Raw genomic sequence first — 15,115 nt, 5'->3', positions numbered from 1 at the left:
ATATCCTTTTTTTAAAATTGGTAAAGCATATGCTCAAATCAGGTTGCAGAAAGTCTTGTCAACGTTTTCATGTCAGATTTTAAATTTTGATAGATAGATTTATAAACTTGGTAATAGTCATTATATTTCCTATGATTCTCTTTATTGGGCATAATTTTCTGATCGAGAACCTGCCATTGCTTTACATCTTCATAAGAAAGAAGACCTGTCCCAATTCCAGCAAGCATGACATCGCCCATATTTGCTTCTACATCATATATCGGGCAAACCACTGGATAGCCAGTGACATCGGCAAAAATTTGTCTCCACAATTTTGATTTTGTAACGCCGCCGGCAAGTAAAATATATTCACCTAGATTTTCTCCGGTCGCTTCAATAGCATCCCGCAAGGAAAAGGCGACCGCTTCCAGAAAGGCACGATAAATATGAGCCTTTGTATGTGCCAATGAAAGTCCCACGATAGTACCTTTTGCATCAGAATCCCAAATAGGGCTTCTTTCTCCCATAAAGTAAGGAAGGACGATTAACCCATCGCTTCCAACTGAAATGTCTGCGGCCTGTTCATTTAACACATCATAGGCATTTTTCCCGCCTGCTTTTTCTATTTCCAATTCATATTGACACATCGTTTGACGGAACCATTTTACAATCGCTCCAGCTGTAGCGCCGCCGGCAAAATAATAGGAAAGTCTTTTCGCATCATATAAATAAGGCCAGACAATCAGATCCTTGCCTTTCACTGGTTGATCGGAAATTAAGGCTGCGCACATCGAAGTTCCAATGGCTGCTGCATAAATACCAGATTCAAATACGCCAAGGCCGATATTGGCAGCACCACAGTCAATCCCACTGGCTACAACAGGCATTCCTTCCGAAAGCCCCAACTCCGCTGCGGCTTCCTTTGTCAATCCACCTACAATGTCAGTTGATTCCACGACTTTCTCCGGCATCAGCGACAGAGGAATTCCCATGGCATCCAACATTTCTTTAGACCAGGTTCGGTTATTCATATCGAAAATTCCGCCGATATTTCCTGCAGACGAATAATCAATTGCAATTTCTCCTGTTAATTTAAAAATCACATAATCGTTCGGTGGAAGGAATAGCTTGGTTTTCTGCCAATTTTCTGGTTCATGATTTTTCATCCATAACATTTTGGTATAGCCGTAATAAGGGTCGGCTCCATTATGGGTAATTTCGCGGAGTTTTTCTTCTCCAATATGATCTAAGACCCACTGTGTTTCTCCTTCGGCTCTTCGGTCCATCCAAATCATGCACGGCCTAACAGGTTCCATGTTTTCGTCCAATGGAATTCCTGAACCTCCATATAGCCCGCTAATGGCGATCCCGCGGATTTTTTCTGCGGATATTCCTGACTTTTGTACCGTGTTTTTAATCGATGTTTTCGTTGCATCCAGCCATACATCCGGCCATTGCTCGGCCCATAATGGCTTTGGGGTTAACACATCGTATTCCTGTAAATCTTGAGCAATCAGATTGCCTTCTGTGTCCATTAGGATTGTTTTGGTACCGGATGTTCCGATATCTGTACCGAGTAAGTAATTCATTGATGAATCCTCCTAATCTATTAATCTATTAAATGCAAGTGAAAGCTCCATCGATGACAAAGTCAGATCCTGTAGTAAAGCTGCTAGTGTCTCCTGCCAGATAAACACAAATGGACTGAAGTTCTTCTGGTCTACCCATTCGGTGAAGCGGTGCCATTTCATTCCACTGTTGGATCAATGGCTGTAAGCTTGGAGAATTTAGGGTAAGTTCTGTTCCGATATATCCTGGACTGATACAATTTACCCGTACATTTCTTGTTGCCCATTCCACTGCCAGTGATTTGGTTAACTGGATGACTCCTGCTTTAGAGGCGTTATATGAGCACTGTGGCTGCGGCACATTCACAATATGTCCTGACATCGAAGCCGTATTAATAATCGAACCGCCGCCTTGTTTTAACATGACTTTTCCAGCAGCCTGGGCCGTTAAAAATACACCGGTAAGATTAATATCAATGACTTTTTTCCACTGTTCAAAGGTCATTTCCTCTGCTGGTACATTCATGCAGATGCCCGCATTACAAAAAGCAACATCTAAACGACCAAATGCTTCTAGTATGGTTTCGATCATGGCATCTACATCTGCCGGGTTGGTGACATCTGCTTTGATCGCAATTGACTTGATACGGTTATTTTCTTCAAGTTCCTTAGCTGTCTTTGTGGCTTCCTCAATATCCAAGTCCACAATCGCTATATCTGCTCCTGCTTCAGCAAAAGCCGTTGCCACACTTTTACCGATACCCCTTGCGCCGCCTGTTACAAAAATCTTTTTTCCGTCCAATCTCATTTTTTCAATAATCCCCATTTTCTTCATTCCCTTTTATTAATTTATTTTGTAAAATACTTTTATAAAATATATTTACATAATAAAGCGATTTTTTCTGATAGTCAATAAATATTAAATTTAAAATTGGCGGATACTTTATGACAAACTGTGATTATATCCGCTATTGTGATATATTTGATGCAGTTAAGGTAAATGTTTTTATAAAATTGGTTTATAAAATGAGGTATTTTCTCCATGGATAACAGCATTACATTTAAAGATATAAAAAAAGGCAATTACTCATCGATCTACCACCTCATTTTTCAAAATGAGAAGCTTTCGAAACAAGAAATTGCCAATCAACTTCATTTGAGTTTACCGACGGTCACTCAGAACCTTGTTCGCTTGGAAAAAGAAAAATTGATTGAGAAGAGCGGGCAGTTTGAATCTTCTGTGGGAAGGCGTGCAGCGGCTTATGCCATTTGCCCTCAGGCTCGGATTAGCATAGGAGTAGAGATTCAGAAGAGGAGTGTACAGATTCTGGCCATTGATTTGCTTGGGTCTGCTTTTCAGCAAGAGAGACTAGCGATGGATTATTCCAATGAAGATCGTTATTACAAAGAGTTAAGTAAAGCTATACAATCTTTCATCTCGTCTCTCGATGTGATTGAAGAGAAGATTCTAGGTATTGGCTTTGCCGTACAAGGATTAACGTCCAATGACGGAAAAAATATTACTTACGGAAAAATATTAGTTGCTACAGGATTAGGCATTGAAGTGTTTTCACAGTATCTCCCTTATCCATGTATGTTTTTACATGATGCAAAGTGTGCGGCAACAACAGAGTTGTGGGTTAGAAATGATATTGGCGATGCAGTTTATCTATCGATTGGTCCGCACCTTGGGGGTGCGATTATCATAAATAGTCAAATCTATATGGGAAAAGAAGGGCATAGTGGGACAGTTGAACATATGACGATTCATCCAGATGGTCCAGTTTGTTACTGCGGGAAGAAAGGATGCATGGAAACATTTAGCTCTGTTAATGCACTTCTAGAGGAAGACGAAACATTAGATTTCTTTTTTCTACAGGTACGTTCCAGAATCCCTTCTTTTGTAAAGCGGTGGAATGCCTTTTTAGATTATTTAGCCATTTCAATCAACAATATCCATCTTGTTCTAAATAGAGATTTTATTCTAGGTGGTCATCTATCTGCTTACTTAACGGAGGAAGATATCGAAATTCTTCATGAAAAAGTAAATGAAAAAGCGGCATTTCCTAGCAATGACCCATTTATTTATATCAGCCGTTCACCGGAAAATGGAGTACCTATAGGCGCCGCTATACCATTTATTCAGTCATTTTTGAATGAAATTTAATGAATCATGTGTAAGGCATCAGAACAGTTCTGCTGTCTCTGAAAACTCACCAACACCTCATGTGTTGCCACATACATTCTGGCAAGTTGAGTGCGTTGCGCAACTAGTGTTGAAATAGTCTGCGATTAAGAATAGTAAAAAATGAAGTGTAACTCACCAACACCTCATGTGTTGCCACATACACTCTGCGCACGTGGAGTGCGTAGCGGTTATACAGCTTATTGAACAAAGGTTGACTTATCAACGTTTTTACAGGTTAAAAATGGTAAGGTTCAATTTGTATGAAATTTCCGTCAATTAGGAATTATTCTAAATAATTGAAAGTTTGAAAACGGTACCCAATTAAAGGGATGCCGTTTTTTTACACTAATATGTTTTATTAATTTATTAACTTTTGAATTTGTAATATCCAAATTATCGGTAATGTAGGGGCTAGGCATGTTGAGTGCGTCTCGCAAATCGTTTAAAAGAAGCAGCAGACCCCAAATAGGGGGATCCTGCTGCTGAGGGGAGTATTCCTTTCATTAAAGAAATAGACTTTTAAAAACAAAAAAATCAGTTACTTATTACAAACCCTGAATCGTTCCTCGGGTTTATCCTGCTCTTCAATTTTCCTGAATTGAATATCATCACTTATTTTCTTTTCATCTTGTTTTTTCAATGCGAGTACTGCCGCCTTCCCGTCACTGGGCGATCCATCTGAAAAATACATAGGAAATAGGGAGAAAAATAAAATATAAAATGAGAAATAGGTAAACTGAGACCAAAAAACTGAACTATCTAGAATTCCTTGAGAAATGAAGGCCTGTACCAGAAAGATACTTATCAGGTTGAATAAAGACCCGCCAAGGTATATTAAGGTGTTCGTGACACGGTTATCATGCTTTAACGATTTAAACTCGCAGGCCCCATTCCAGAAGTAGTATTTCCTTACCTCAATATTCCAAATGCAAAATACCATTGGCCCGCATCCTATTATGATTTTCTTCTCTGATCCTCTGAAGAGTGTAACGAAAAAAATATGCCCGCTTAGATGGATAAGAGTAACGATAGGAAGGATTACGAAAAAGGAGATTAGAAATTTTATTATGTCTGCGAATTCAAACATGATTATCCTCCTAAATTATTCGATGTAGAATATTTTTATATACCCGATAAACAAAGAATCTTAACTAGAAAAATTTGCTGTGTAAGTCAATTGCTAAACTAGAATTGCGGGACTAGCTGTTGATACGAAAATAAGAGGCAGATGTTATCAATGGAGGAATTTCCAGATTACATCTGCCTTTTTTTTATGAAAAACTATTTATTAATCCCTATGAGAATTCAAATTATTTAAGAGAATAAAGGATTCTAAATAGATAGACCGCTTGGGCAGGTCGAAAGCCTTGGTAGAAAAATCTTGTTTCAACCAACCTTGAAGGGGGTATTAAATAAGAAAATCTATTAGAGGGGGTGGCACAATATGAAATTGGAAGTGAAATGTAATGTTGAAAACTGCAAGTATTGGGCTGATGGCGACCAATGTGTGGCTGACTCCATATATGTCATAGGTCCACACGGCAGCAGACAGGCTGATACAGTGGAAGAAACAGCTTGCAAAACCTTCGAGCTTCGTGAATGAAAAATGGGGGACTGTTTTTTTGCTTAAGAAGCAGAAAAGCAGTCCTTTTATAAGTAATAACGGTATAGCTTGAACGAGAGAGGAGAAAATCAAGCATGGAAAAGCGATACATAATGATTCTATCGTGCTTATTTCTGATGGGGATGCTGACTGGCTGTATCCAAAAGGACCAGCTGCCAGATGGAACAAAGCTGATAGATAAGGAGAAGTTTATTTTTGCAGCTTCAGGGGAATTTAAGCCCTTTAGCTATGTAAGTAATGATGATTTATCAATGACTGGTTTCGATATTGAGGTAGGAAACGCAGTCGGAAAAGAATTAGGACTTGAACCAGTCCAGAAAAGGATGAAATTCAAAGGACTCATCGAGGGCATTAAAACGGGACGGGCAGATGCAGCAGTTGCCAGCCACACTATTAACCCTGAGCGTGCCAAACAAGTTGCTTTTTCCACACCCTACTATTACTCAGGTCCACAAATCTTCACAAGACCTGACAGCAAGATTAAAACAGTAGAGGACTTAAAAGGAAAAGAAGTTGCCGTAGCAAAGGGGTCCACCTATGCTGATACAGCCAAAAGGTATACCAGCAATATTAAAATGTACGACAGTGATATTACAGCATTAAAAGCATTAAGTATTGGCCGGCATGAAGCCGTTATTACTGATTTTGTCACTGGTAAAAGTGCAAAAAAGGAAGGTTTCGAAATTCAGGGGCAGCAGTTAATCGAACGAAGCGAACAGGCAATTGTTATTCCGAAGGATAATCCAATCCTGCTTAAGCGGGTTAATGACGCACTTCAAAGACTTCGTAACGATGGAACATTATCCCGAATCAGTCAAGAGTATTTTGGTGAGGATATTACTAGAAAACCAGAATAATAGATTGTTAATTAGAAAGAAAGGATGTAGTTATTTTGCCTAGTTTTTCGCACTTTTTACATACGTTTATTAATAGCAAAGACCTTTTTATAGATGCAGCTCTATTGACATTGAAGCTTACGGTTGTCTCCATTTTAATTGGGATATTATTCGGATTATTTTTTGCTCTTTTAAAAATTTCGAGGATTAAAGTATTGGAGTATATTTCAAATGCGTATGTATTCCTTGTAAGGGGAACTCCACTCATTGTCCAGATTTTCATTCTGTATTTTGGCTTCAGCGGAATTTTCCTCATTCCTGACTTTTGGGCAGCGGCTCTAGCGCTCGCCTTCCATAATGGTGCCTATATTGCGGAAATTTTCCGGGGGACGATTCAGTCCATTGATAAAGGACAAATGGAAGCGGCACGCTCTCTTGGCATGACCAGAATACTAGCCATGCGCCGTATTATTCTGCCACAGGCATTTAAGAGGGCACTGCCTCCACTTGGAAACCAATTTATTATAGGACTTAAGGATTCATCTCTGGCAGCCTTTATTTCCATGAATGAACTGTTCAATGTTTCGACAACACTCGGTTCCAATAATTTCGATGAAATGACTTACTTGTTAATTGTAGCCGTTTATTATCTAGTACTTGTTGCAGTATTGACGATGCTGGTGAGCTTGTTCGAAAAGAGATTGGCAGTTAGTGATCGATAGGAGGACGACAAAGTGAATGAACGAGAAATGATAAAAATAGAAAACTTACAAAAGTCTTATGGCAGTTTACATGTATTAAAAGATATAAATATGTCCGTATATGAAAGTGAAGTTGTCTGCCTGGTGGGGGCATCAGGCTCTGGTAAAAGTACTCTGCTGCGATGCCTTAACTTCTTAGAAAAAAGGCAAGGCGGGAGAATTTCAATCCGCGGGGAAGAAATTAACCCGGATACCCACAATATTAACAATGTCCGCCAAAGTGTGGGGATGGTTTTCCAGCACTTTAATCTTTTCCCACATAAAACAGTACTTGAAAATGTCATTGAAGCACCCACCATGGTAAAGAAAATCCCAAAAGACCAGGCCATTGCCGAAGCAAAGGAACTGCTCCAAAAGGTGGGTTTAGAGGATAAGGCGAATGTTTATCCCAGCAAATTGTCTGGAGGTCAGAAGCAGCGTGTAGCAATTGCCAGATCACTGGCCATGAGGCCGGATATCATGCTTTTTGATGAACCGACATCTGCCCTTGATCCCCAGCTTGTTGGTGAGGTATTGACAGCCATGAAGGAGTTAGCCGATGAAGGAATGACGATGGTAGTGGTGACCCATGAAATGGGCTTCGCTCGTGAGGTTGCTGATTGGATTGTCTTCATGGACGATGGCAAAATTATAGAAAGAAATCGTCCTAATGAATTCTTTGATCATCCAAAAGAGCAGCGTACAAAAGAATTCCTTCAAGCAACCATGTTAAAATAAAAACTTATCTATAATTTTTTTCATATTGGAGTGCGGCTTCCAGTCTCACTCCTTTTAAAACTTATTCTTAATTCAAAGTTGCGTTCGATAATGTATTATGGTACTATATGTGTAACCGGTTACACATAAGAGGTGAATCAATGGTTACAATACGTGATGTTGCCAAAAAAGCTGGAGTATCCGTGGCGACCGTTTCGAGAGTATTAAACAATAAAGGTTATTCACATGAAGATACTAGGAAGCTAGTAAACGAGGCAATTAAAGAACTAAACTACAAACCAAATGAAGTGGCAAGATCTCTTTTTAAGAAAAAGTCTAGATTAATTGGATTATTGCTGCCGGATATTCGAAATCCCTTCTTTCCAGAATTAGCTCGTGGAGTAGAGGATGAAATGCAAGAACAAGGACTCCATTTGATTATTGGAAATGCTGATGAAAAACCTAAAAAAGAAATAGATTATATAGAAACTTTCAAACAAAATAATGTAATTGGGATTATTTCAGCAACAAATCAAGCTGAAACAGAACTTTACGAAGACTTATCTATTCCGGTTGTATTTCTAGATCGGATCACAAATAATCATCCCTCCGTTTATGCAGACGGTTTAGATGGAGGTAAAAAAGCAGCACGTGAAATCATCAAAAGGGGAAGTAAGCGAATTGCGTTACTTAGAGGGCCAATTGAAGTAAGAACTGCACAGGACAGGTTCAAAGGTGCAGTGGATGAGCTATGTAATGCTAATGTGGATTTTCAGGTAATCACGTCTTCATTCAGCTTTCATGATGCAGAAAAAGTGGCTAAAACCTTATTTGAAAAATTTCCTGAAACAGATGGCATAATTGCCAGCAACGATCTTAGTGCAGCAGCCATATTACATGAGGCACTAAGAATAGGAAGATCCATTCCAGATGACTTACAAATCATCGGCTATGATGATATACCGCTTAGCAAGCTGCTGTTCCCGCCGCTTTCTACCATTAGACAGCCAGCTTATGATATGGGAAGAGAAGCAGCGAAATTATTAATGAAAATTATTGAAAAACAACCATTAGAGCAATTGAATATACAAATGCCTGTTACATTTATAGAGAGGCAAACCACGAGAAAGGTTGAGAAAAATGACTAAAATCACGATAATTGGCAGTTCTTCTATGGATCTGGTTGTAACCGCTTCAAAACGGCCAAATAAAGGGGAAACGATTCTTGGGGAGAGCTTTAAGACAGTACCTGGTGGCAAAGGAGCTAACCAGGCTGTCGCAGCAGCCAGGCTCGGTGCTGAAGTTTATATGGTGGGATGTGTAGGTGCCGACGGGTTTGGTGAAGAAGTAGTTAACAATTTTAGTTCCAATGGTGTTTTTACAACCTATGTGGAACCGGTTACACATTCGGAAACAGGAACGGCACATATTACCCTTGCAGATGGCGATAACAGCATTATTGTAGTTAAAGGTGCGAATAACTATGTCACTCCTGATTTTGTTGAAAAGGCACTAGACGTCATACTTGAATCCGATATTGTATTAATTCAGCAGGAAATTCCTGAGGAAACAGTGGAATATGTAACCGAGATTTGCTTTGCGAACGATGTACCCTTATTACTAAATCCAGCACCCGCAAGACCTATTAGTAAAACTGTGATTGAAAAGGCAACTTATATTACTCCAAATGAATGGGAAGCTTCTGTTCTTTTTGAGAACAAGGATATCCATGAAGCTCTAAAGGAGTTTCCAAATAAATTATTGGTTACAGAAGGTAAAAACGGGGTCCGCTATTATGATGGCGAAAATGAGGTGCTAGTCCCGGCCTATGTTGTGAATACCGTTGATACAACCGGTGCAGGCGATACATTTAATGCAGCATTTGCAGTTTCAATAGCCGAGGGAAATAGTATAAAAAATAGCATTCGTTTTGCCAATCGGGCTGCTTCATTGTCTGTAACAAAATTTGGCGCACAGGGTGGAATGCCAACAAGAGAAGAAGTAGAAGGGTGTTTATAGAAATGAAACGTTATGGAATATTAAACAGCGATATATCGAAGGTATTATCTGACCTTGGTCATACTGATTTTATTGTGATAGCAGATGCAGGATTGCCTATTGCAGAAGGTGTTAAAAAGATTGATTTAGCAATTAAACCAGGCATGCCTTCATTTATAGATGTAGTCAATGCCATAGAAGAGGATATGGTAATTGAAAAAGTGACGATTGCATCTGAAATAGAAGTAGTAAATCCGATACATGCCAACTATTTAAAAGATAAATTTGCTGATAAGGAAATTGAAAAAGTCTCCCATGAGGAGTTTAAACAATTAACAAAACGAGCTAAAGCAGTCATTCGTACGGGTGAGATTACACCATATGCTAACTGTATTTTACAATCCGGAGTATTTTTCTAAAAGATGAGGTGATAAATATGCGTATTACGATGGAAAACATCTATAAAGCATTTGGAACCAACCAAGTTTTAACTGGTGTTAATTTTGAGTTAGTAGATGGTGAAGTACATGCCCTTATGGGGGAAAATGGTGCAGGAAAATCAACGATGATGAACGTACTTACTGGACTTCATGCTCGAGATAAGGGGACCATCACAATTGATGGAAAGGAAACATATTTTAAAAACCCAAAAGAAGCGGAGCAAAGTGGGATCACCTTTATTCATCAGGAGCTAAATATTTGGCCGGATATGACTGTTTTAGAAAATTTATTTATTGGTAAGGAATTAAAGAATTCTTTTGGCCTTCTAAAAGTAACGGAAATGAAAGCGTTGGCAAAGAAACAGTTTGATAGATTAGCAGTATCGATACCGTTAGATAAAGAGGCGGGGAATTGCTCTGTTGGGGAGCAGCAAATGATTGAGATTGCTAAAGCCTTAATGACAGAAGCAAAAGTGATTATTATGGATGAACCTACTGCTGCATTAACAGAAAGGGAAATCAGCAAACTTTTTGATGTTATTTCTTCTTTAAAAAAAGCAGGAGTATCGATTGTCTATATTTCACATCGGATGGAGGAGATTTTTTCCATCTGTGATAGGATTACCGTCATGCGTGATGGGAAAACCGTTGATACGAAGGCAATTCCAGAAACAAATTTTGATGAAGTCGTCAGGAAAATGGTTGGCAGGGAATTAACAGACCGCTTTCCTAACCGAAATCCTAACCTTGGTGAAACTGTTCTTCAGGTAAAGGGGCTGACAAAAAAAGGACAATTTGAGGATGTGAATTTTTCTGTACGTGCTGGCGAAATAGTCGGGGTTTCAGGTTTGATGGGAGCCGGAAGGACAGAAATCATGAGGGCGATTTTTGGTCTAGATGGTTTTGATCACGGTGAAATTTGGTTGGAAGGAGAAAAAGTGACAATCAAAACACCGGACCAGGCTGTCAAAGCAGGAATCGGATTCATTACAGAGGATCGCAAAGATGAAGGGTTAATTCTAGATTTCTCTATAAGAGATAATATGGTGCTGCCAACACTCTATAGCTTCGCTCCAAAAGGGATCATCAATGAAAAAAGTGAGATAGACTTTGTTAATATGTTAATCAAACGCTTGACAGTAAAAACGGAATCCCCAGATATTGCGGTTGGAAAGCTATCAGGAGGGAATCAGCAAAAGGTGGTCATTGCCAAGTGGGTCGGAATCGGGCCCAAATTACTTATTCTAGATGAACCGACTAGAGGGGTAGATGTTGGAGCGAAGAGAGAAATTTATGACCTAATGAATGAATTAACAGATCGGGGTGTAGCCATCATTATGGTTTCTTCAGAATTGCCTGAGGTTCTTGGTATGAGTGATCGAATCCTCGTCGTTCATGAAGGAAAAATAAATGGTGAGCTATTGAAAGAAAATGCCACCCAAGAAAAAATTATGACAATGGCAACAGGAGGTCAGTGAGATGAATTCCATTAATGCAGTGACAAAACCTAAGACAAATATGATGAATGCCATCACCCAAAAGTTAGGGCCATTACTTGGTTTAATTATATTGGTCGTAATTGTATCGATATTAAATCCTAGTTTTCTCGAACCTTTGAATATATTAAATTTATTAAGGCAAGTTGCGATCAATGCACTGATTGCATTTGGTATGACGTTTGTTATTTTAACAGGCGGGATTGATTTATCTGTCGGGGCTATTCTTGCATTATCAAGTGCGTTGACTGCAGGAATGATGGTATCAGGGATAGACCCGCTTCTTGCAATATTAATTGGATGTATTCTAGGCGGCTTGATGGGGATGGTAAATGGATTGTTCATAACCAAGGGGAAAATGGCTCCGTTTATCGCCACTCTAGCAACCATGACAATCTTCAGGGGACTAACACTTGTGTATACGGGTGGAAACCCGATTACGGGTCTTGGTGATAATTACCTGTTTCAGTTATTTGGACGTGGTTATTTTTTAGGAATACCTGTACCAGCGGTTACAATGATACTAACATTTGTTGTTTTATTCATTATTCTTCATAAAACTCCATTCGGCCGAAAAACATATGCGATTGGTGGAAATGAAAAAGCAGCATTAATTTCAGGGATAAAAGTACCAAAAGTAAAAGTCATGATTTATAGTCTTTCCGGAATGCTGGCAGCTTTGGCAGGGGCAATCCTAACCTCTCGTTTAAATTCTGCACAGCCTACTGCAGGTACTTCCTACGAGCTTGATGCCATTGCAGCAGTTGTATTAGGAGGGACAAGCTTATCAGGAGGAAAAGGAAGGATTTTTGGAACATTAATCGGTGCTTTAATCATCGGTACCTTAAATAATGGCTTGAATCTTCTTGGGGTATCGTCTTTCTATCAAATGGTGGTCAAGGGAATCGTTATATTAATTGCAGTATTACTTGACCGTAAAAAGTAGCATAAGGAGAGATTAAAATGAAAAAAATAATGGCTATATGTCTGTCACTAACACTTTTGCTCCTAAGTGCTTGTTCTATGCAACCGCCTGGATGGGCAAAACCGGATAAAAAAGATAGTTTAGAAGATATTAAAATTGGCTTATCAGTATCTACATTAAATAACCCGTTTTTTGTTTCTTTAAAAGATGGAGTTGTAAAAGAAGTAGAAGCCTTGGGCATGGAGGTTATTATCGTAGATGCACAGAATGACTCGGCAAAACAAGTAAATGACGTTGAGGATTTAATTCAACAAGGTGTAGATGCTCTGCTCATTAATCCGACTGATTCTGCTGCCATTTCAACGGCTGTTCAATCAGCGAATAATATTGGTATTCCTGTTGTTACGTTGGATCGCTCAGCTGATAAAGGGAAAGTAGAAGCATTAGTGGCTTCAGATAATATAAAAGGCGGGGAAATGGCTGCAAATTATATTATTGAAAAGCTCGGTGAAAATACACAAGTAATTGAGTTAGAGGGAGTTCCTGGGGCATCTGCCACACGTGAAAGAGGTCAGGGGTTTCATAATGTAGCTGATAAGAAGTTAAATATAACGGCTAAACAAGCAGCTGATTTTGACCGGACGAAGGGATTGACCGTTATGGAAAATCTTCTGCAAGCTAATCCTGATATTAAAGCGGTATTTGCTCATAACGATGAAATGGCATTAGGGGCTATTGAGGCAATTAATAGCTCTGGTAAGGAAATTATGGTCATTGGGTTTGATGGGAATGACGATGCGCTTAATGCAATTAAATCAGGGAACATGGAAGCGACAGTCGCACAGCAGCCTGAGTTAATTGGTAAGCTTGCAGTTGGAGCAGCAAGCGACATTCTGCAGGGAAAAAAGGTTGAGAAGATGATAGGAGCCCCATTAAAATTAGTATCCAAAGATTAATAAGGCACTCTAGAATCTTAAAATGTAACCGACACTATGTAAGTCTATTTATTGGAGGGGCACCCAAGTATGGGTGCCCCTCTTACTCTATATTTAAAACACTTTCGTAGTCCAATCCTCACAATTCCAAATATCAGTCGCAATTTCACGATAGAAATCAGGTTCGTGGGATACCATCAAGATACTTCCGCGATAGGCTTTTAAAGCACGCTTCAATTCTTCCTTTGCTTCCACATCCAGGTGATTGGTAGGTTCGTCCAGAATTAATAAATTCGTTTCGGTGTTAATAATCTTACACAAACGCACTTTCGCTTTTTCTCCGCCAGAAAGGACTTCGACCTTACTTTCAATATGTTTCGTCGTTAATCCGCATTTTGCAAGAGCAGCCCGGACTTCGGCCTGATTCATACTTGGGAACGTGCTCCAAATCTCTTCAATACAAGTGTTGTAGTTGGACTGTTTCACTTCCTGCTCGAAGTACCCGATTTGTTGGTACTCACCACGTTCCACTTTACCCGAAATGGGATCTATCAACCCAAGAATACTTTTTAAAAGAGTAGACTTACCAATACCATTCGCACCTACGAATGCAATTTTTTGGCCGCGTTCCATTTTTAAATTCAGAGGGCGGGAAAGTGGTTCATTGTAACCAATCACAAGATCTTCAGCAGTGAAAATATAACGACTAGCGGCACGAGCTTCCTTGAAGTTAAACTCTGGTTTTGGCTTCTCTTTCCCTAATTCAATAATTTCCATTTTGTCGAGCTTCTTTTGACGGGACATTGCCATATTGCGTGTCGCAACACTTGCTTTGTTACGAGCAACGAAATCTTTCAAATCAGCAATTTCTTGTTGCTGGCGTTTGTAAGCAGACTCTAGCTGTTGCTTCTTCATTTCATGGATATTTAAGAAGTTATCATAGTCACCAACATAGCGGTTCAACTCTTGGTTTTCCATGTGATAAATCAAGTTAACAACATTGTTTAAGAATGGAATATCATGTGAAATCAAGATAAATGCATTCTCATATTCCTGCAGGTAGCGCTTCAACCATTCGATATGCTGTTCATCCAAATAGTTCGTTGGCTCGTCTAGTAATAGGATTTCAGGCTTTTCGAGTAAAAGCTTAGCTAGCAAAACTTTCGTACGCTGTCCGCCGCTAAGATCATCTACATCTCGATCGAGTCCAACATCGTCTAATCCTAAACCGCGAGCAACTTCTTCCACTTTTGAATTAATTTGATAAAAATCATTACTATCTAACGTTTCTTGCAGTTCTCCAACCTCAGCAAGCAGTGCATCGATATCAGCACCTTCATCACCCATTTTTGCATAAAGGTCATTAATCTCTGCTTCAGCATCAAATAGATATTGAAAAGCAGTACTCAATGCCTCACGCATCGTAGTGCCTTTTTGAAGCACAGCATGCTGATCTAGATAACCAACACGAACTTTTCGTGACCACTCAACTTTCCCCTCGTCGGGCTGCAGCTTCCCTGTCACAATATTCATGAAAGTAGACTTACCCTCACCATTTGCACCGACTAGTCCAACGTGTTCACCCTTTAATAGACGAAAAGACACATTATTAAAAATCGCACGATCACCGAAACCGTGGCTTAAATTTTTTACGTTTAATACGCTCATT

Annotated in this window: 15 protein-coding genes; 11 read left to right on the top strand and 4 right to left on the bottom strand. The window is 39.4% G+C overall.

All coding sequences use genetic code 11. From position 1 onward, the window contains the following. Positions 1 to 38 precede the first annotated feature (38 nt). The gene (locus H0184_RS17605; protein WP_221827333.1) at positions 39 to 1,568 is read right to left on the bottom strand and encodes an FGGY-family carbohydrate kinase; all 1,530 of its coding nucleotides are present in this window, start codon (positions 1,566 to 1,568) and stop codon (positions 39 to 41) included. A gap of 28 nt (positions 1,569 to 1,596) precedes the next feature. After that, the gene (locus H0184_RS17600; protein WP_221827332.1) at positions 1,597 to 2,373 is read right to left on the bottom strand and encodes an SDR family oxidoreductase; all 777 of its coding nucleotides are present in this window, start codon (positions 2,371 to 2,373) and stop codon (positions 1,597 to 1,599) included. Positions 2,374 to 2,589: 216 nt separating this feature from the next. Here H0184_RS17600 and H0184_RS17595 point away from each other — a divergent pair, with 216 nt between their 5' ends. Continuing rightward, on the top strand, positions 2,590 to 3,714 hold the full coding sequence (locus H0184_RS17595) for an ROK family transcriptional regulator (protein WP_221827331.1): 1,125 nt from the start codon (positions 2,590 to 2,592) through the stop codon (positions 3,712 to 3,714). A gap of 559 nt (positions 3,715 to 4,273) precedes the next feature. On the opposite strand, the gene H0184_RS17590 is transcribed toward H0184_RS17595, so the two are convergent. Continuing rightward, positions 4,274 to 4,822, bottom strand: coding sequence for a hypothetical protein (locus H0184_RS17590; RefSeq protein ID WP_221827330.1), 549 nt, complete (start codon positions 4,820 to 4,822; stop codon positions 4,274 to 4,276). Between the two features lie 357 nt (positions 4,823 to 5,179). On the opposite strand from H0184_RS17590, the gene H0184_RS17585 reads away from it, so the two are divergent. The 10 genes from H0184_RS17585 (at position 5,180) to rbsB (ending at position 13,467) form a co-directional block, all read left to right on the top strand. Continuing rightward, positions 5,180 to 5,338, top strand: a complete 159-nt coding sequence (locus H0184_RS17585; protein WP_221827329.1) for a DUF1540 domain-containing protein — start codon at positions 5,180 to 5,182, stop codon at positions 5,336 to 5,338. Between the two features lie 95 nt (positions 5,339 to 5,433). Beyond that, positions 5,434 to 6,216 (top strand): transporter substrate-binding domain-containing protein, encoded by a 783-nt coding sequence (locus H0184_RS17580; RefSeq protein ID WP_221827328.1) that lies wholly within the window; start codon positions 5,434 to 5,436, stop codon positions 6,214 to 6,216. Between the two features lie 35 nt (positions 6,217 to 6,251). Further along, positions 6,252 to 6,917 carry an amino acid ABC transporter permease gene (locus H0184_RS17575; RefSeq protein ID WP_221827327.1) on the top strand — a complete coding sequence of 222 codons (666 nt, stop codon included), beginning with the start codon at positions 6,252 to 6,254 and terminating at the stop codon, positions 6,915 to 6,917. A gap of 12 nt (positions 6,918 to 6,929) precedes the next feature. Beyond that, a complete protein-coding gene (locus tag H0184_RS17570; RefSeq protein ID WP_313771789.1) occupies positions 6,930 to 7,673 on the top strand; it encodes an amino acid ABC transporter ATP-binding protein in 744 nt (247 codons plus the stop codon). 140 nt (positions 7,674 to 7,813) lie between these two features. Beyond that, on the top strand, positions 7,814 to 8,800 hold the full coding sequence (locus H0184_RS17565) for a LacI family DNA-binding transcriptional regulator (RefSeq protein ID WP_221827326.1): 987 nt from the start codon (positions 7,814 to 7,816) through the stop codon (positions 8,798 to 8,800). Beyond that, positions 8,793 to 9,671: a ribokinase gene (gene rbsK, locus H0184_RS17560; protein ID WP_221827325.1), complete on the top strand. Its 879-nt coding sequence runs from the start codon at positions 8,793 to 8,795 to the stop codon at positions 9,669 to 9,671. The genes H0184_RS17565 and rbsK overlap by 8 nt, the downstream gene beginning before the upstream one ends. A 2-nt stretch (positions 9,672 to 9,673) precedes the next feature. Next, positions 9,674 to 10,069: a D-ribose pyranase gene (gene rbsD, locus H0184_RS17555; RefSeq protein ID WP_221827324.1), complete on the top strand. Its 396-nt coding sequence runs from the start codon at positions 9,674 to 9,676 to the stop codon at positions 10,067 to 10,069. A 17-nt stretch (positions 10,070 to 10,086) separates the two neighbouring features. Then, a complete protein-coding gene (locus H0184_RS17550; RefSeq protein WP_221827323.1) occupies positions 10,087 to 11,568 on the top strand; it encodes a sugar ABC transporter ATP-binding protein in 1,482 nt (493 codons plus the stop codon). A gap of 1 nt (position 11,569) precedes the next feature. Next, entirely contained in the window at positions 11,570 to 12,532 is a 963-nt protein-coding gene (rbsC, locus tag H0184_RS17545) for an ABC transporter permease subunit (protein ID WP_221827322.1), read from the top strand. Positions 12,533 to 12,549: 17 nt separating this feature from the next. Then, positions 12,550 to 13,467, top strand: coding sequence for a ribose ABC transporter substrate-binding protein RbsB (rbsB, locus tag H0184_RS17540; protein WP_221827321.1), 918 nt, complete (start codon positions 12,550 to 12,552; stop codon positions 13,465 to 13,467). Between the two features lie 93 nt (positions 13,468 to 13,560). On the opposite strand, the gene H0184_RS17535 is transcribed toward rbsB, so the two are convergent. Beyond that, positions 13,561 to 15,114, bottom strand: a complete 1,554-nt coding sequence (locus tag H0184_RS17535; protein ID WP_221827320.1) for an ABC-F family ATP-binding cassette domain-containing protein — start codon at positions 15,112 to 15,114, stop codon at positions 13,561 to 13,563. Position 15,115 lies beyond the last annotated feature (1 nt).

It is taken from the genome of Neobacillus niacini (assembly GCF_019749295.1).
Taxonomy (GTDB): Bacteria; Bacillota; Bacilli; order Bacillales; family Cytobacillaceae; genus Neobacillus; species Neobacillus niacini_D.
Note: the sequence above shows the minus strand (reverse complement) of the source record. Positions and strands in the feature narration are given on the sequence as shown.